At 72.8% G+C, this 16,712-nt stretch carries 14 protein-coding genes; 5 read left to right on the top strand and 9 right to left on the bottom strand.

Annotated features, from left to right (window positions below; all coding sequences use genetic code 11):
• Positions 1-113 precede the first annotated feature (113 nt).
• The 7 genes from AB0F56_RS10745 to AB0F56_RS10715 all read right to left on the bottom strand — a co-directional run bounded on the left by AB0F56_RS10745 (position 114) and on the right by AB0F56_RS10715 (position 8,111).
• Positions 114-1,085, bottom strand: coding sequence for a BadF/BadG/BcrA/BcrD ATPase family protein (locus AB0F56_RS10745; RefSeq protein ID WP_362006955.1), 972 nt, complete (start codon positions 1,083-1,085; stop codon positions 114-116).
• The gene (locus tag AB0F56_RS10740; RefSeq protein WP_362006697.1) at positions 1,082-2,347 is read right to left on the bottom strand and encodes a 6-phospho-beta-glucosidase; all 1,266 of its coding nucleotides are present in this window, start codon (positions 2,345-2,347) and stop codon (positions 1,082-1,084) included. Before AB0F56_RS10740 ends, AB0F56_RS10745 begins: the two co-directional genes overlap by 4 nt.
• 9 nt (positions 2,348-2,356) lie before the next feature.
• Positions 2,357-3,253, bottom strand: coding sequence for a carbohydrate ABC transporter permease (locus tag AB0F56_RS10735; RefSeq protein WP_362006694.1), 897 nt, complete (start codon positions 3,251-3,253; stop codon positions 2,357-2,359).
• Positions 3,254-3,255: 2 nt separating this feature from the next.
• Positions 3,256-4,218 carry a sugar ABC transporter permease gene (locus AB0F56_RS10730; RefSeq protein WP_362006691.1) on the bottom strand — a complete coding sequence of 321 codons (963 nt, stop codon included), beginning with the start codon at positions 4,216-4,218 and terminating at the stop codon, positions 3,256-3,258.
• Between the two features lie 19 nt (positions 4,219-4,237).
• Positions 4,238-5,575, bottom strand: a complete 1,338-nt coding sequence (locus tag AB0F56_RS10725; RefSeq protein ID WP_362006688.1) for an ABC transporter substrate-binding protein — start codon at positions 5,573-5,575, stop codon at positions 4,238-4,240.
• 87 nt (positions 5,576-5,662) lie between these two features.
• Complete coding sequence (locus tag AB0F56_RS10720) at positions 5,663-6,877, bottom strand: ROK family transcriptional regulator (RefSeq protein ID WP_362006686.1); 1,215 nt, start codon at positions 6,875-6,877, stop codon at positions 5,663-5,665.
• Positions 6,878-7,046: 169 nt separating this feature from the next.
• Positions 7,047-8,111, bottom strand: a complete 1,065-nt coding sequence (locus AB0F56_RS10715) for a mechanosensitive ion channel family protein (RefSeq protein WP_362006683.1) — start codon at positions 8,109-8,111, stop codon at positions 7,047-7,049.
• Positions 8,112-8,357: 246 nt separating this feature from the next.
• Between AB0F56_RS10715 and AB0F56_RS10710 the strand changes: the two genes are divergently transcribed.
• The gene (locus AB0F56_RS10710) at positions 8,358-8,921 is read left to right on the top strand and encodes an HNH endonuclease (RefSeq protein ID WP_362006681.1); all 564 of its coding nucleotides are present in this window, start codon (positions 8,358-8,360) and stop codon (positions 8,919-8,921) included.
• Between the two features lie 66 nt (positions 8,922-8,987).
• Here AB0F56_RS10710 and AB0F56_RS10705 read toward each other — a convergent pair whose 3' ends face one another.
• Positions 8,988-12,077, bottom strand: coding sequence for a beta-N-acetylglucosaminidase domain-containing protein (locus tag AB0F56_RS10705; RefSeq protein ID WP_362006678.1), 3,090 nt, complete (start codon positions 12,075-12,077; stop codon positions 8,988-8,990).
• A 213-nt stretch (positions 12,078-12,290) separates the two neighbouring features.
• Here AB0F56_RS10705 and AB0F56_RS10700 point away from each other — a divergent pair, with 213 nt between their 5' ends.
• The 3 genes from AB0F56_RS10700 (at position 12,291) to AB0F56_RS10690 (ending at position 14,916) form a co-directional block, all read left to right on the top strand.
• Entirely contained in the window at positions 12,291-12,512 is a 222-nt protein-coding gene (locus tag AB0F56_RS10700) for a hypothetical protein (protein WP_362006675.1), read from the top strand.
• Positions 12,513-12,574: 62 nt separating this feature from the next.
• Positions 12,575-14,659: a 4-alpha-glucanotransferase gene (malQ, locus tag AB0F56_RS10695; protein WP_362006674.1), complete on the top strand. Its 2,085-nt coding sequence runs from the start codon at positions 12,575-12,577 to the stop codon at positions 14,657-14,659.
• A 20-nt stretch (positions 14,660-14,679) separates the two neighbouring features.
• Positions 14,680-14,916: a hypothetical protein gene (locus AB0F56_RS10690; protein ID WP_260226244.1), complete on the top strand. Its 237-nt coding sequence runs from the start codon at positions 14,680-14,682 to the stop codon at positions 14,914-14,916.
• Positions 14,917-15,021: 105 nt separating this feature from the next.
• On the opposite strand, the gene AB0F56_RS10685 is transcribed toward AB0F56_RS10690, so the two are convergent.
• Positions 15,022-15,537 carry a MarR family transcriptional regulator gene (locus tag AB0F56_RS10685; RefSeq protein ID WP_362006671.1) on the bottom strand — a complete coding sequence of 172 codons (516 nt, stop codon included), beginning with the start codon at positions 15,535-15,537 and terminating at the stop codon, positions 15,022-15,024.
• Between the two features lie 164 nt (positions 15,538-15,701).
• On the opposite strand from AB0F56_RS10685, the gene AB0F56_RS10680 reads away from it, so the two are divergent.
• The gene (locus AB0F56_RS10680) at positions 15,702-16,643 is read left to right on the top strand and encodes an EamA family transporter (protein ID WP_362006669.1); all 942 of its coding nucleotides are present in this window, start codon (positions 15,702-15,704) and stop codon (positions 16,641-16,643) included.
• Positions 16,644-16,712 lie beyond the last annotated feature (69 nt).

Below are 16,712 nucleotides of genomic sequence, written 5' to 3'. Positions count from 1 at the left end.
GGGCGAACGACGACCGCGGTGAACGACGACCGGGGTGAATGACACCCGGGGCGAACGACGACCGGGGCGCCCCCGCGAAGGGAGCGCCCCGGTGTCACCACGCCTGTGGGACTTCAGGCGTAGTGGCCTCGTAGCCGCGCCGCTGCCTCCGGCCCGGCCGCCACCGCGTCCAGGGCGAGGAGCGCGGCGCCCAGCACCGGCGGGGACGTGACCACCCCGATCACGGCCTTCGGCGCCTTGACGGCGAGGAGTTCGGCGATCCGGTCGTCCAACTCGGGGTGCCGCGCGGCAAGCACGCTGCCGCCCAGCATCACCGGCGCCTCCTCGTCGAGGAGTTCGAGCCTGCCGAGCGCGACCGTCGACAGCGCGACGACCTCCTCGGCCAGCCGGTGCACCAGCGAGCGGGCGACGGGGTCGCCCTCCGCGCTCGTACGGAACAGCACGGGCGTCAGCTCGTGGCGCCGCTCGTAGGGGATGGACCCCAGGTGCAGCGCCTCGATCAGCGCGTACATGGTGGGAAGCCCGAAGTGCGCGGGCAGCGTCCGGGCGAGCGCGGTCGCCTCGCCCCGGCCGTCCTCCGCGCGGGCGGCGAACCAGAGCGCCTCCTCGGCGAGTCCGCTGCCGCCGCCCCAGTCGCCGGAGATCTTGCCGATCGCGGGGAACCGGGCGGTGCGCCCGTCGGGCAGCATGCCGACGCAGTTGATGCCCGCGCCGCAGACCACGGCGACCCCGCGCGGCTCGTCGAGCCCGGCGCGCAGGATGGCGAAGGTGTCGTTGTACACCCGGACCGAGGGGCTCAAGGCCCGAACCTCCAGGGCGGCGGTCAACTCCGCCTCCTCCACGGGGAGATCGGCGTTGGCGAGACAGGCGGAGACGTGCGCGAACTCCAGGGGAAGGCCCGCCTCGGCCGCGGCGCGGCCGACGATCTCCGCGAGCGCGTCCACCGCCTCCTCGACCCCGACCACCGGCGGCTGGAACCCGCCGCCGCGCGCCGAGCCGAGCACGCTCCCGTCCGCGCCCACGACCGCCACGTCGGTCTTGCTGTTGCCCGCGTCGACCGCCAGCAGCGTGCCGTTGAGGTTCACGCCCACGCCAGGTGCTCCCGGTTGTGCGCGATCAGCCGGTCGGTGAGCCCGTCGGCGTACGCGTGCTGCCCGACCAGCGGGTGCGCGAGCAGCGCCTTGAACACCCGGTCGCGGCCGCCACGCAGGGCGGCGTCCAGGGCCAGGTCCTCGTACGCCGTGACGTTCGCGATCAGCCCGGCGAACAGCGGGTCGAGCGGGGCGACCGGCAGCGGCACCGGGCCGTTCGGCCCGACCGCCGCCTGCACCTCGATGACGGCGTCGTCGGCGAGGAACGGCAGCGTGCCGTTGTTGTACGTGTTCACCACCTGGTACGGCGAGCCCCCACCGCCCAGCAGCGAGGCCGCGAGGTCCACGGCGGCCTCCGAGTAGAAGGCGCCGCCGCGCTTGGCGAGCAGGGCCGGCTTCTCGTCGAGCGCCGGGTCGCCGTACATCTCCAGGAGTTCCTTCTCCATCGCGGCGACCTCGGCCGCCCGCGAGGGCTTGGTGCCCAGCTCCCGTACGACCTCGTCGTGCGCGTAGAAGTAGCGCAGGTAGTACGAGGGGACGACGCCGAGGCGGTCCACCACCGACAGCGGCAGCCGCAGGTCGTCGGCGATGGTCTCGCCGTGCGCGGCGAGCAGCCGCGGCAGCACGTTCTCGCCCTCGGGGCCGCCGAGGCGGACCGCGGTCTCCCAGGTGAGGTGGTTGAGCCCGACGTGGTCGAGGTGGACCTCGGACGGCGCCACGTCGAGCAGCTTCGCGAACTTCCGCTGGAAGCCGATGGCCACGTTGCACAGGCCCACGGCCTTGTGGCCGGCCTGGAGCAACGCGCGCGTGACGATGCCGACGGGGTTGGTGAAGTCGATGATCCAGGCGTCCGGGTTGGCGCGCCGGACCCGCTCGGCGATGTCCAGGACCACCGGCACGGTCCGCAGCGCCTTGGCGAGACCGCCGGCGCCCGTGGTCTCCTGGCCGACGCAGCCGCACTCCAGCGGCCAGGTCTCGTCCTGGTTCCGGGCGGTCTGCCCGCCGACCCGCAGCTGGAGCAGGACGGCGTCGGCGCCCGCGACGCCGGCGTCGATGTCGGAGGTGGTGACGATCTTTCCCGGGTGGTCCTGCTTGGCGAAGATCCGCCGGGCGAGCCCGCCGACCAGTTCGAGCCGGTCGGCGGCCGGGTCGACGAGGACGAGTTCGGTGATGGGCAAGGTGTCGCGCAACCGCGCGAATCCGTCGATCAGTTCGGGGGTGTAGGTGGAGCCGCCCCCCACGACAGCGAGCTTCATATCGTTCAGCTAGCCCTTCACTCCGGTCAGGGTGACTCCCTCGACGAACGCCTTCTGGGCGAAGAAGAAGACGAGGATCACGGGGGCCATGACCAGTACGGTCGCGGCCATGGTCAGGTTCCAGTCGGTGTGGTGCGCGCCCTTGAAGGACTCCAGGCCGTAACTCAGCGTGTACATCGCCGGGTTCTCCGATGTGTAGATCTGCGGTCCGAAGTAGTCGTTCCAGCAGTAGAAGAACTGGAACAGCGCCACGGCGGCGATGCCGGGCTTCGCCATCGGGAGCACGACCTTGAGGAGGGTGCGCAGTTCGCCGCAGCCGTCGAGGCGCGCGGCCTCGATGTACTCGTCGGGGATCGTCAGCAGGAACTGGCGCAGCAGGAAGATCGCGAAGGCGTCACCGAAGGCCATCGGGATGATCAGTGGCCACAGCGTGCCGGAGAGGTCCATCTGCTTGGCCCAGAACAGGTACATCGGAATGATGATCACCTGCGGCGGCAGCATCATCATCGAGATGACGAGCAGCAGCGACAGATGCCGGCCCCGGAAGCGGAACTTGGCGAGCGCGTACGCCACCGGGATCGAGGACACCACGACGAGCGCGGTGCCGAGCCCGGCGTACAGCAGGGAGTTCTTCCACCAGTCCAGGAAGCCCGGGGTCTTGAAGACCCGGACGTAGTTGTCCCAGTGCCAGCTGTTCGGGGTGAGGTCGCGGGTCAGCGCCTGCTGGTCGCTCATCAGCGAGGTCAGGAAGACGAAGACGAACGGCAGCACGAAGAACAGGGCCGCGGCTATCCCCAGGGAGTGCACGGCGATCCAGTGCAGGAGCGCCTTGCGGCGGGCCGTCTTCTCGGCTGCGCCCGCGGACGCCTCGCGCACGGGCCGGTCGAGCGTGGAAAGGGAGCTCATGGTCAGTCACCCGAGCCGATCAGGCCGCCCCGCCGGCGCATGAGCAGCGCGGTGAAGGCCATGGAGAGCGCGAACAGGACGAGGGCCACGACGCTGGCCGCGCCGTAGTCGAAGCGGCCGAAGCCGAGGTTGTAGACCAGCTGCGGCAGCGTCAGCGTCGAGTCGTCCGGGTAGCCCGGCTCGAAGGTCTGGCCGGAGCCGCCCATCACACCCGACGCGACCTTCGCGGCCACGATCGGCTGCGTGTAGTACTGCATCGCGCCGATGATCCCGGTGACGACCGCGAAGAGGACGATCGGCGAGATGTTCGGCAGGGTGACGTAGCGGAAGCGCTGCCAGGCCGAGGCCCCGTCCAGCTCCGCCGCCTCGTACTGCTCCTTCGGTACGTCGAGCAGTGCGGCCATGAAGATGACCATCAGGTCCCCGACGCCCCACACGGCGAGGACGGTGAGGGCCGGCTTGGCCCAGGCGGTGTCGTTGAACCAGGAGGGCGCCGGGATGCCGACGGCCTCCAGGACCGAGTTGACCGGTCCCGTGCCCGGGTTGAGCAGGAAGACGAAGGCCAGCGTCGCCGCGACCGGCGGGGCCAGGTACGGCAGGTAGAAGAGGGTGCGGAAGACCCCGGCACCCAGCTTGATCTTGGTGATGAGCAGGCCGATGCCGAGACCGAACGCCACCCGGCAGGCGACCATGACGACCGCGAGCCAGAGGGTGTTCTGCATCGCCGGCCAGAACTTCGGCAGGTCGGAGAAGACGTACGTCCAGTTGTCCAGGCCCCGCCAGGTCGGCGGGTTCAGCCCGTCGTACTTCATCAGGGAGAAGTAGACGGTCGAGACGAGCGGGTACGCGAAGAAGACGCTGAAGCCGATCAGCCAGGGCGACATGAACGCCGCGGTGCGAAGCGCGTTGCGCACGCGCTTCGACCGCAGCGCCGCCTGACGCCCGTCGAGGGTGTCGGAGGACATGAGGTACCGGTCCCGGGTCTTACTTCGCCTGGGCGATGTCGCGGTCGATCTGGGCGGCCGTGTCCTCAAGGCCCTTCTTCAGGTCCTTGACCTGGCCCTTCTCGTACTTCTGGGCGAAGTCCTGGAAGGTGTCCTGGTACGTCGAGCCGTTCACCGCGCCGTCGGAGGTGGAGGACTGCGGGTGCTGGGCGATGTCCAGGAAGACCTTGAAGTTCGCGTCGGCCTTCAGCTTCGGCGACTTCAGCGCCTCCAGGGTGGAGGGGACGTTGCCGATGGCGTTGGCGAAGTCCACCACCGCGTCGGTGTCCATCGTCATGTACTTGATCAGTTCCCAGGCCGCGTTCTGCTTCTTGCTCTGCGGCGCGATGCCGATGATCGTGCCGGAGAGGTAGCCCTTGCCGTACTCGGCCACCTCGTCGTCGGCGACCGGCAGCGGCGCGACGCCGACCTCGAAGCCGACCTTGGCGTCCTTGATGAAGTTCAGCCGCCACTCGCCGTCCAGCTGCATGGCGACCTGGCCGGTGTGGAAGGGGTGCTTCGCGCCCCACTCGTCACCGAAGGTGGTGCGGTACTTGTCCAGCTTCGCGAACCCGCCCAGGCCGTCGACCAGCGACTTCTGGTAGGTCAGCATCTCGGCGAAGCCCGGGTCCTTGGCGAGGAGCGACGTGCCGCTCTCGTCGAAGTACTTGTGGTTCCACTGCGACATGTAGTGGGAGGGGACGGTCTCGTAGCCGAGGTAGTTCGGCATGAAGCCGAGCTGCTCGTAGCTGTCGCCCTTCTCCTTGGTCAGCTTCTTCGCGACCTGGGAGAACTCCGACCAGGTCTTCGGCGGGGCGGTGATGCCGGCCGCCTTGAAGGCGTCCTTGTTGTAGTAGAGCCCGTACGCGTCGGAGAGCAGCGGCAGCGAGCAGCGCTTGCCCTCGAACTGGGTGTAGTCCTGCAGGACCTTCGAGAAGGTCTTGTCCAGGTCCACCTTGTCCTTCTCCAGGAAGGGCTTGAGGTCCGCGAACGAACCGGTGTGGCAGAACTTGCCGACGTTCGACGTGGTGAAGGAGGCGGCCACGTCCGGGCCGTTCGAACCGCCCGCGCGCAGCGCCTGGCTCAGCTTGTCGTCGTTGATGTTGCCGACGACCTTCACCTTGATGTTCGGGTGGGCCTTCTCGAAGCGGGCGACGTTGTCCTGGATCGCCTTGGCCTCGGAGGGGGCCGACCAGCCGTGCCAGAAGGTGATCGTGGTCTGCGCGTTCGGGTCGTCGCTCGCCTTGTTGTCCGCCGAGCCGGTACAGGCCGAGGCGAGGAGGGCGACGGAGGCGGTGGCGGCGAGCGCGACGGCTGCTCTGCGCGTGCGTGCGGGCATGACAAGGACTCCCTGGGGCGGACGGAGGGGAACTGCGGGCGGGGGAAGTGCTGGCTGTTCTCGGAGAGGGGAGATCGAGGGTCGGGGCTACCGGGACGTGTCGAAGACCTCGTCGCGGGTGGTCGCGAGGGCGCTCTCGAGGGCCCCGCGCAGGACGGGGTCCCGGTCGACGTCGCCGAGGACGAGCCGCGGCCGGGAGGCGGCGAGCTCGGCCAGTTCGGACTGGACGCGCTCGCGCAGCGGCTCCCCGCCGGCGACGATCGCGTCACCGGAGAGGACGACGAGTTCGGGGTCGAGTACGGCGACGAGAGAGGCGAGACCGGTGGCGACGCGCTCGGCGTACTGGTCGAGCAGCGCCGCGTACCGGGGGTCGTCCCCGTGGTGGGCGGCGGCGTGCCGGAGCAGCCGGGCGGCGGTGGCCACATAGGGCTGCTCGGCGGTCTCGATCCCGAGCGACCGGGCGAGCCGGGGTACGGACTGGACGCCGGCGAGCTCCTGGAAGCCGCCGGAGTTGGCCTTGGTGACCTGCCGTACGAGCGGGGTGCCGGGCACGGGCAGGAAGCCGACCTCGCCGGCGCCGCCGGTGAAGCCGCGGTGGAGCCGGCCGCCGAGGACGAGGGCGGCGCCGAGGCCCTCCTCGTTCCACAGCAGCACGAAGTCCTCGTGGCCCCGGGCGGCGCCCAGGCGCTGCTCGGCGACGGCCACCAGGTTGACGTCGTTCTCGTACTCGAACGGCATCGGCAGCACGGCCGCCAGCTCCTCCAGGAGCGTGGGGGAGTGCCAGCCGGGCAGGTGGGAGGCGTACCGCAGGCGGCCGGTGGCCGGGTCGAAGGCGCCGGGGGTGCCGATGACGAGCCGGTGCACGTCGGCGCGGGTGATCCCGGCGTCCTTGACGGCGCCGTCGAGGGCGGTGGTGACCTGGCGGACGACGCCGTCGTTCCCGCGGCCGGGGGTGAGCAGCTCGAACTCGCCGACGACCGTGCCGGTGACGTCGGCGACGGCGGCGCGGATCCGGTGCGGGTTCGCGTCGATGCCGGCGGCGAAGGCGGCCCGGGCGTTCACGGCGTACAGCTGCGCGCTGGGGCCCGGCCGGCCCGCGGTGGTGCCGGTGGCGACGACGAGCCCGGCGGCCTCCAGGCGGGCGAGCAGCTGGGAGGCGGTCGGCTTCGACAGGCCGGTGAGCTTGCCGATCCGGGTGCGGGAGAGCGCGCCGTGCTCCAGGAGCAGGTCGAGGGCGGCGCGGTCGTTCATGGCTCGCAGCACGCGCGGGGTGCCGGGGGTGCCCGGGGTCGTACCGGCCATGACGACGCACCTGCCTCTCTGCACGTGAGGTGCACTGTTAGGAAAGTTTCCTATTCGGTGGGAGGACGGTAGGGCGGCCGTCACCGGGGCGTCAATACCCGGGTACGCGCGAAGCCCCCGAAGGCAACCAAAGCGTTACCTGCGGGGGCTCCGTGAAACGGGCGGTGGGCTACTTCGTGAGGTCCGGCTTCGGCAGCGGGCTGGCCGCCATGCCCTGCGGGGACGTCGCCGAGGCGAAGGCCGAGGGCGCCGCCATGCCGGCGGTCGGGTCGGCCGAAGGGGAGTCCTCCGCCTGCAGCGGGATGCCGCCGACGATCCGGATGCCGGCCTCGTCCAGGCCGCGCTTGATCCGCCAGCGCAGCTCGCGCTCCACGCCCAGGGCCTTGCCCGGCATCGTCTTCGCCGAGACCCGGACGGTCATGGAGTCCATCAGCACCTCGGTGAGGCCGAGGATCTCCACCGGACCCCACAGCCGCTCGTTCCACGGCTCTTCCTTCGCCATGGACGCGGTGGCCTCGTCGATCACCGACTTCACCCGGTCCAGGTCCTCCGTCGGGCGGACCGTCACGTCGACCGCCGCCGTCGCCCAGCCCTGGCTCAGGTTGCCGATCCGCTTGATCTCGCCGTTGCGGACGTACCAGATCTCGCCGTCGACGCCGCGCAGCTTCGTCACCCGCAGACCGACCTCGATGACCTCGCCCGAGGCCACGCCCGCGTCCACCGAGTCACCGACGCCGTACTGGTCCTCCAGGATCATGAAGACGCCGGAGAGGAAGTCCGTGACCAGGTTCCGCGCGCCGAAGCCGATCGCGACACCGGCGACACCGGCGGAGGCGAGCAGCGGTGCCAGGTCGATCTGGAACGCGCCGAGGATCATCAGCCCCGCCGTGCCCAGGATCACGAACGACGCGACCGAGCGGAGCACCGAGCCGATCGCCTCCGAGCGCTGGCGCCGCCGCTCGGCGTTGACCAGGAGCCCGCCGAGCGCGGTGCCCTCCACGGCCTGGGCGGAGCGGTTCATCCGCTCTATCAGCTTGGTCAGCGCGCGCCGGATCGCCATCCGCAGCAGCAGGGCGACGACCAGGATGAGCAGGATCCGCAGGCCGGTGTTCAGCCAGGTGGACCAGTTCTCCTCCACCCAGCCCGCGGCGTTCGTCGCCTTCTCCGCGGCCTCGTCGAGGGTGACGGGGACCTTCTGCGGATCGTCGGCGGTCTGCGGGGCGGACCAGAGCACGAGAAACCTCCAGGCGTGGTGTACGCGAACATCCACACTAACGGGGCACAAGGAGTGCTCCTGTTGTGCTGTTCGGGGGAGAGACCGACCTCACGCGGGGATGTACCCGGTGACGATGCCGATGTGGTCGAGAACACTCCAAGCCCGTTACGGGTACGTGGTGGCGCTCCGACCAGGCATGAGGAGAGACTGAGAGCAGTTCGTCCCGGCGCGAGCCACGCGCCGCCGGCGTATTAGGAGGCATCCGTGCCGCATGTCCTGGTCCTCAACGCGTCGTACGAGCCCCTCGGCGTCGTACCGCTCCGCCGCGCGCTCGTCCTCGTCCTCGAGAACAAGGCACTCTGCCTCGAGGAGTCCGGCGCCTTCCTGCACAGCGAGACCCGCGTCATCCCCGCACCGAGTGTGGTCCGGCTGAAGCGGTTCGTGCGGGTCCCCTACCGGGGGCCCGTTCCTCTGACCCGCAGAGCCCTCTTCGCCCGTGACGGCGGGCGTTGCATGTACTGCGGTGGCGTCGCAACCAGCGTCGACCACGTCATTCCGCGCAGCCGCGGGGGCACGCACGCCTGGGAGAACGTCGTGGCGGCCTGCCGCCGCTGCAACCACGTCAAGGCCGACCGGCACCTGCACGACCTGGGCTGGCGGCTGCGCCATCAGCCCGCGCCGCCCAGCGGCCTGGCCTGGCGGATCATCGGGACCGGACATCGGGACCCACGCTGGCTGCCGTACTTGCAGCCGTACGGCGCCGACGACGTGATGGCCCGGATCGACGCCGTCTCCACCGCCCCCACGGGGGCCGTGAAGGCGGGTTGAGCCGGGCCTTCGTCGTCGTCACGCCGTGCCGTACGCCAGGGGCGCCTCACCGAGGCGCCCCTGGCGCTACCGCGCTCCCTCGGGGGTCTTCGGCTGTTCCGTGCCCTCCGGTGCCTCGGGCGTCTCGGGTGTCTCCGGCGTCTCGGAGGTCCTCGGTGCGGCCGGAGGGGCCACCGCGTACGTCTCCACCGACCAGAGCGAGTAGCCGTACTGTGTCGCCCGCGTGTCGCCCTGGACCCGCAGGAAGCGGGTGTCCGCCGCGTCCATGCGGACGCTCTCGCGGCCGCCCCGGCCCTCGGCGACCGTGGCCGCCGTGCGCCAGGTGCGGCCGTCGGGGGAGACCTGGATGCGGTAGCGGGTGGCGTACGCGTCCTGCCAGTGCAGGACCACCTGCCCTATCCGGGCCGGGTCCGCCAGCTCCAGCTGCCACCAGGCGCCGTCCTCCGCCGGGGAGGACCAGCGGGTGGCCGGATCGCCGTCCAGGGCCGAGACCGCCGGGAAGTCGGGGGTCTCGTCACCGGACGACGAGGCCGTCGCCGTGCGCGCCAGGTCCGGGCCCGCCGTGCGCGGGAACGCCCGGACCGTCAGGACCCGCTCCTCGCCCGCGAAGGAGACCGGCACCCGGTACTCGCCCACGGGCACGTCCGGGGCGACCGACACCTGGAGCGGCACCGTCGCGCGCGTGCCGCGCGGAATCCGGGCCTCCGACGGCATCCGTACCTGGATGCCCTTCGGCGCCCGCGCCGTCAGCGCCCCGCGCACCTCGTCCGTGGACCGGCCCACGAGCCGGACGTCCACGCTCTGCGCGGGTCCGCCGATCTCGGCGTCCGTCGCGGACCGGGCCAGCTCCAGCTCGGCGCGCGGCTCGTCCGCGAACCAGGGCACCAGGGAGCGCACCTTCGGGGCGACCGGCCCGGCCGCGCCGTCCCACACGACCCGGACCGCCTCCGCGCGCAGCCCCTTCATGTCCGTCTGCGTCCAGCCGGTCGGGGAGACCGGGCCGAGCGCCCGCCAGCCCTCGCCGGGGACCAACGCCTCCACGCGCGCGGAGTCGTCCGAACCGGGCTCCGTCATCACGGTCACCGTCTCCACCGGCCGTGAGCGGTCGAGGCGCAGGGTGTACGCGTCCGGCTCGACGGCCACGTCCGGCTGACGTCCGGTCCGGCGCTCGCGGTCGGCGCCCGTCCAGGCCGCGGCCTCCGTCACCGCGCGCGTGAGGAAGGGGTCGAGGACGCCCGCGCCGACGGTCGCCCCGCTCGCCTTCGCCGCCTCGCGCAGCGGCTCCAGGCGCAGCTGGGCCTGCCAGGCCTCGGCGCCGTCGCCGCGGCCCTGGGCGAGCAGCATGTCGACGGCGGTCTCGCCCGCGAGGCCGTAGCGCGAGAGCTGCTCCAGCCAGGGCCCGACCTCGTCGTCCAGGGTGCCGTCGGCGGCCCCGGCAAGGCGCTGCGGGGCCTCCCGCATCACGGTGAACGCCGCCCGCAGCTCGCGCGCCGCCTTCTCCCGTACCGCCTTGTCCTGCGAGGTACGGGTGTTCCAGAACGCGGTCATCAGCGGCTTCAGGTACGCCGACTCGCCCGCCGGGTCGAGCAGCGAGGAGGCGTCGTTGCCGGCCAGGGCCCGCAGCGCCTCGCGGGCCGCCGGGTTCGGCCCCGCCAGCTCGTCGACGGCGGCCCGCCAGGACTCCTGGGGCCGGTAACCCTTCGGGTTCCAGGCGTAGTCGGCGGCGGTGAAGAGCGGGATCCGGGAGGCCGCCGGCTGCTCCATGGCGTTGGCGAGGAACGCGGCCGAACCGGCCGCGACGGCCGGCTCACGGCCCTGTGAGGGGCCGAGGAAGAGCCGGTCCTGGGCGTAGTCGTTGACCGGGTAGTTGTCCATCGTGACCAGCGGCCTGCGCAGCGCCTCGCGGGCGCCCGCCAGGTCGCGCCCGGTGATGGCGCGCGGCACGGCGCCGACGCCGGTCCAGGCGACCTGCACGCCGGTGTCGAGGCCGGCGGCGAGCGCCGTGCGGTACGCGGTCGCCCCGTCCTGGTAGTACTCCGTCGGCATCAGCGTGAGCGGCTCCGCGTCCGGGTACCGCTCGGCCAGGTGGCGGGCCACCGCGTTCGCCACGCGCGCGTGGGCGGTCGCGCCCGCCTCGGGCCCGCGCCCGAAGGTCTCCCGGTCTTTCTCGCAGTGCCACTCGCTGTAGCTGACGTCCTGGAACTGGAGCTGGAAGGAGCGCACCCCCAGCGCCCACATCGCGTCGACCTTGCGGGTCAGCGCCTTCACGTCGGCGTCCGACGCCAGGCACATGGACTGGGCGGGTGCCACGGCCCAGGCGAGGGTCACGTGGTTGGCGCGGGCCCGCTCGGCGAGCGCGCGGAACTCGGCGCGCCGCTCGGCGGGGTAGGGGTCGCGCCACTGGGTCTGGCGGTACGGGTCGTCGCCGGGCGCGTAGAGGTACCGGTTCTGCTTGGTGCGGCCCATGAAGTCGAGCTGGGCGAGCCGCTGTTCGTGGCTCCAGGGGTGGCCGAAGAAGCCCTCGGTGAGGCCGCGCACGGCGGTCGCGGGCCAGTCGCGGACGACGACGCCGGGGATCAGCCCCTCGTCGGCGTCCTGACGTGCGTCCTGACCTGCGGCGTGACCTTCGTCCTGACCCTCGATCAGCTGACGGAGCGTCTGGACGCCGTGGAAGAGGCCCTCCGGGCCGACGCCGTCCAGGGCGACGGTGTCCCGGCCGCCCACCGGGCCCGTGGCGAGCCGGTAGCCGCCGCGCGGCAGATCGCCCCGATCGGCCACGCGCAGCGCCCGCAGGGCCTCATGGGAGGCCGCGGCGCCCACGCGGAGCACGGGGCCGCCGCCCGGCAGGGTCGTGTGGACGGTCCGTACGCCCGCCGTCCGCAGCGCCTCGCGCAGCGCGGCGACCGCGTACGGGTCGGCGTCGGGGTCCGCGAGCAGCGTCACCTCGCCGCCGAGCCGCACGGCGGGACCCGTCGCCCGCAGGGACTGCGGGCGGGGCCACACGGCCGGCTGGGCCGGACTCTGCGGCGCGTCGGGGGTGGTGACGGGGGAGACCGGGGCGGCCTGGGCCGCGCCGGGGACGCCGCCGCCGAGGAGCCCGCCGATCACGGCGGCGGCCACGGCCGTCGCCGTCCGCTTCCTGCGCCCGAGGTGCACGCCGAACTCCTCTCTGCTCCCCCGTTGGTCACGAGTAGGTCACGACCCCACCACCCGTCCGGCGGGGTGTCAACGTGCGTGGCCGATGTGCCCGGTTTGCCCGCCCGGCTTTCGGCGAGGTGGCGCCGCCGCGCCAAGTTCCGCCGGTAAAACGGGGTGCGGTGGGTAGGGCTTGCTCGTTCCACCTGTCGAGACGAAGCCGGGAGTACCCCCGTGACCGTGACCACCCCCCACCTCGCCGAGATACCGGTACCGAAACAGGGCCCGCTCACCAGCGAGCCGCCCCTCGCCGACGCGGCGCCCCTGACCAGCGAACCGCCCCTCGCGGACGCGGCCCCCCTCACCAGCGAACCGCCCCTGACCCCGGCGGCCCCGCTCACCAGCGAACCCACCGCCCCCTGGACCTCGGGCGGCCCGGAGTCCCCCGGCATGTGACCGCCGGGCCGCGCCGGGCCGCAGGCGAGGTCCACCACCGACCCAGACCTCTGGAGTGTGAAGTGACCCTGGCCCGCCTCGCCGCCCTCCACGGCGTCGCCACCGCGTACGAGCCGTCCGAGGGCGTCACCGTCCAGGTGCCCGACGCCACGGTCGTGGCCGTGCTCGCCGCCCTGGACGTCGACGCCGGTACGCCCGAGGCGGTCGCCGCCGCCCTGGAAGCCGCGCGGCGGGCCGGGGAGGCCCGGCTGCTCCCGCCGACGCTGGTCCACCGGCAGGACGGCCCCGCGCGGCCCCCCGAGGGCCTGCCGCCCGGCACCCGGCTCCGTGTGACGACGGAGCGGGGTGAGCGGGTGGACGGGCCCGACTGGGCCGGCCTGCCGCTCGGCGTCCACCGGATCGAGGCGGAGGCCCCCGACGGCCGGAGCGACACCGGCACGCTGATCGTCGCCCCCGCGCGCGTGCCCCGGCCCGAAGGGCGGGTCTTCGGGCTGCTCGCCCAGCTGTACTCGGTGCTCTCCGCCCGCTCCTGGGGCATGGGCGACCTCGGCGACCTGCGCGAACTCGCCACCTGGGCGGGCCGGACGCACGGCGCCGGCTTCGTCCAGGTCAACCCGCTGCACGCGGGCGTGCCCGGGGCGCCCTCCGACCCGTCCCCGTACCGCCCGTCCTCCCGCCGCTTCCCCGACCCCGTGCATCTGCGGATCGAGGACATCCCCGAGTACGACTTCGTGGGCCCCGAGTACCGCGACCGCCTGGACGCGATCCTCGCCGACGCCGCCGAGCTGCGTGAACGCGTGCTGCGCAAAGGCGCGTTGATCGACCGGGACGCGGTGTGGGAGCTGAAGCGGCGCGCCCTGGCGCTGGTGGCGACGGTGGAGCTCGGCCCCGGCCGGCGCGCCGAGTACCGCGACTTCCTCGCCGAGCGGGGCCGCGCCCTGGAGGACCACGCCACCTACCAGGCCCTCGCCGAACGGCACGGCCACCACTGGCGGTCCTGGCCCGAGGAGCTGCGTGATCCGCTCTCCGCCGCCGCGGCCGTCCGCGCCGACGAGGAGCTGACGGCCCGGGTCGACTTCCACTGCCGGCTCGCCTGGCTGACCGACCGCCAGCTGGCCGCCGCGAGCACGGCCGCGCGGGAGGCGGGGATGGCCGTCGGGATCGTCCACGACCTCGCGGTCGGCGTCCATCCCGACGGCTCCGACACCTGGGCGCTCCAGGACGCGTTCGCCGCCGGCATGTCGGTCGGCGCCCCGCCCGACGCCTTCAACTCCCGCGGCCAGGACTGGGGTCTGCCGCCGTGGCGCCCTGACGCCCTCGCCGCCTCCGGCTACGCCCCGTACCGCGGCCTGCTGCGGGAGCTCCTGCGGCACGCGGGCGCGCTGCGGATCGACCACGTCATGGGCCTGTTCCGGCTCTGGTGGGTCCCCGAGGGCCGCGAACCCACCGAGGGCACCTACGTCCGCTACGACTCCGAGGCGATGCTCGCGGTCCTCGCCCTGGAGGCCCACCGGGCCGGAGCGGTCGTCATCGGCGAGGACCTCGGCACGGTCGAGCCGGGGGTCCGCGACGCGCTCGCGCGGCGCGGGGTGTTCGGCACCTCCGTGCTCTGGTTCGAACGGGACTGGGCGGGCACGGGCCGCCCGCTGGCCCCCGAGGAGTGGCGCACCGACTGCGTGGCCACGGCCACCACGCACGACCTGCCCTCCACCGCCGCCCGGCTCTCCGGCGACCACGTCGCCCTGCGCCACCGGCTCGGGCTGCTCACCGGCGACCTGGGGCACGAGCGCGCCAGGGACGCGGCGGAGGTCGGCGAGTGGCTGACGTACCTGGAGCTGCTCGGGCTGCTGCCCGAGGGCCCGGGCGACGAGGAGGCCGAGGTCAGGGCCGTCCACCGGTTCCTGCTGCGGACCCCGGCCGCCATGGTCGGGGTGTGGCTGCCGGACGCGGTGGGGGACCGGCGGCCCCAGAACCTGCCCGGGACCTGGGACCAGTACCCCAACTGGCGGCTGCCGGTGGCGGGCCCGGAGGGGCAGCCGACGACCCTGGAGGAGCTGGCCGCCTCGCCCCGGGCACACCGCCTGTTCGAGGTCTTCGCCCCCCTCGCCGGGTCCCGTACGGCACCCCCGGACGCGCGCCCCGTTTAGCTGTTCGCTACGTTTGCACCGTGGACAAGAAGAACGCCCTGCGCGCCGGTGCTGTCGCGGCCGGTACGACGCTGATGATGCTGCTCATGTCGTCCCCCGCGCTCGCGCTGACCCGCGACGACGGTGACGACCCGGCCCCCAAGCTGAGTGTCGTGGAGACCCTCGGCCTGTTCGTGGCCGCGCCGATCGTGCTGTTCCTGGTGATCGCCGGTCTCGTGATGGTGCTCGACAAGTCCGACAGGCCCAAGAAGGCCTGACGACCCCGTCGCTTTTCGAGGGCGCCGCGCCGGTACACGCGTACCGGCGCGGCGCCCTCGTGTGTACTCCCACGGGGGGCTCGAGGCCCCGCCCTTCGCCCCCGTTCAGACCACCGTCGTCGCCAGGAGCTTGCGCAGCAGCCCCGCCAGCTGTTCCGCCTCCTCGGCCGTGAGCGCGGTCTCCAGCGCCTCCCGCTGCTGTGCGAGACCGGCGCCGACGGCCTGGTCCACCAGCTCCATCCCGCGCTCGCTGAGCGTCACCCGCAGCCCGCGCCGGTCGTTCGGATCGGGGCTGCGGCTGAGCAGACCCGCCTTCTCCAGCTTGTCCAGCCGGCCCGTCATCCCGCCCGTGGTGATCATCAGCGTGGCGGTGAGCTCGCGCGGCGAGAGGGTGTAGGGCGCCCCCGAGCGGCGCAGGGTCGCCAGGACGTCGAACTCCCCGAGTGACATGCCCCCGTAGGGGGCGTACGCCTTGTCGACCCGGCCGCGCATAGCCCCGGCCAGCCGGTAGATCCGCCCGAAGACGGCCATCGGGAGCGTGTCCAGGTCGGGGCGGACGACCGCCCACTGGTCGGTGATGGCGTCGACGGCGTCGTGCGTCGCGGGTTCTGTGCGGTCCATGCCCGAAAGCATCTCACGAGAAAGCCACTTGCCAGTAAGTAGCTTACTGCTAAGCTACTTACTGGCAAGCCGCTCACCGGTGAGTCGCTCGCCACCACCTCACTCGCCGGTGGGTCGCTCGCCAACGAGTCGCTCGAAACCGCTCCGACAAGGGGGGACCCGTCATGTCCCGCAAGGCCGCCGTAGTCGCCCTGACCGCGCTCGCCCCGATCTCCTGGGGCTCCACCTACTTCGTCACCACCGAGTTCCTGCCGCCCGACCGACCGCTCTTCACCGGCCTCATGCGCGCCCTGCCCGCCGGACTCCTGCTCCTCGCCGTCACCCGCAAGCTGCCGCGGGGGGCCTGGTGGTGGAAGGCGGCGGTCCTCGGGGCGCTCAACATCGGCGCCTTCTTCCCGCTCCTCTTCCTCGCCGCGTACCGGCTCCCCGGCGGCGTCGCGGCGGTCGTCGGCTCCGTCGGCCCGCTCTTCGTGGTCGGCCTGGCCGCGCTCCTCCTCGGCGACCGGCCGACCGCCCGGACCCTGCTCACCGCCGTCGCCGCCGCCTTCGGCGTCAGCCTCGTCGTCCTGAAGGCGGGAGCCGCCCTCGACCTCGTCGGCGTGCTCGCCGGGCTCCTCTCGGCGCTCTCCATGTCGGCCGGCACCGTCCTCACCAAGCGCTGGGGCAGGCCGGAAGGGGCGGGCGCGCTCGCGCTCACCGGCTGGCAGCTGACCGCCGGCGGCCTGGTGATCCTGCCGATCGCCGCCCTCGTCGAGGGCGCCCCGCCCGCCCTGGACTCCACGAACCTGCTCGGCTACGCCTACCTGGCCCTCGGCAACACCGCGATCTCCTACTTCCTCTGGTTCCGCGGGATCGAGCGGCTGAGCGCCTCCTCCGTGACCCTCCTCGGCCCGCTGTCGCCGATCACCGCGGCCGTCGTCGGCTGGGTGGCCCTCGGCCAGGCGCTCGGCCCGGTCCAGCTCGCCGGCATGGCGATCGCCTTCGGTGCCACGCTCTTCGGTCAGCTGAACCCCCGTACTCCGAAGAACACCGAACCGTTCAGCTCACCTGAACGGAATGATCGGAAACTTTCGATGGACCTGGAGGTTTCCCCGGTGCGACGGTAGAGGCCACACCGACCGAAAGGACCACCGTGGCGCTCCTGGACCACGTCCGTACCGCAGGGACCACCCCGA

Source organism: Streptomyces sp. NPDC026092, assembly GCF_040638605.1.
Taxonomy (GTDB): Bacteria; Actinomycetota; Actinomycetes; order Streptomycetales; family Streptomycetaceae; genus Streptomyces.
This window is presented reverse-complemented; position numbering and strand designations above follow the sequence as displayed.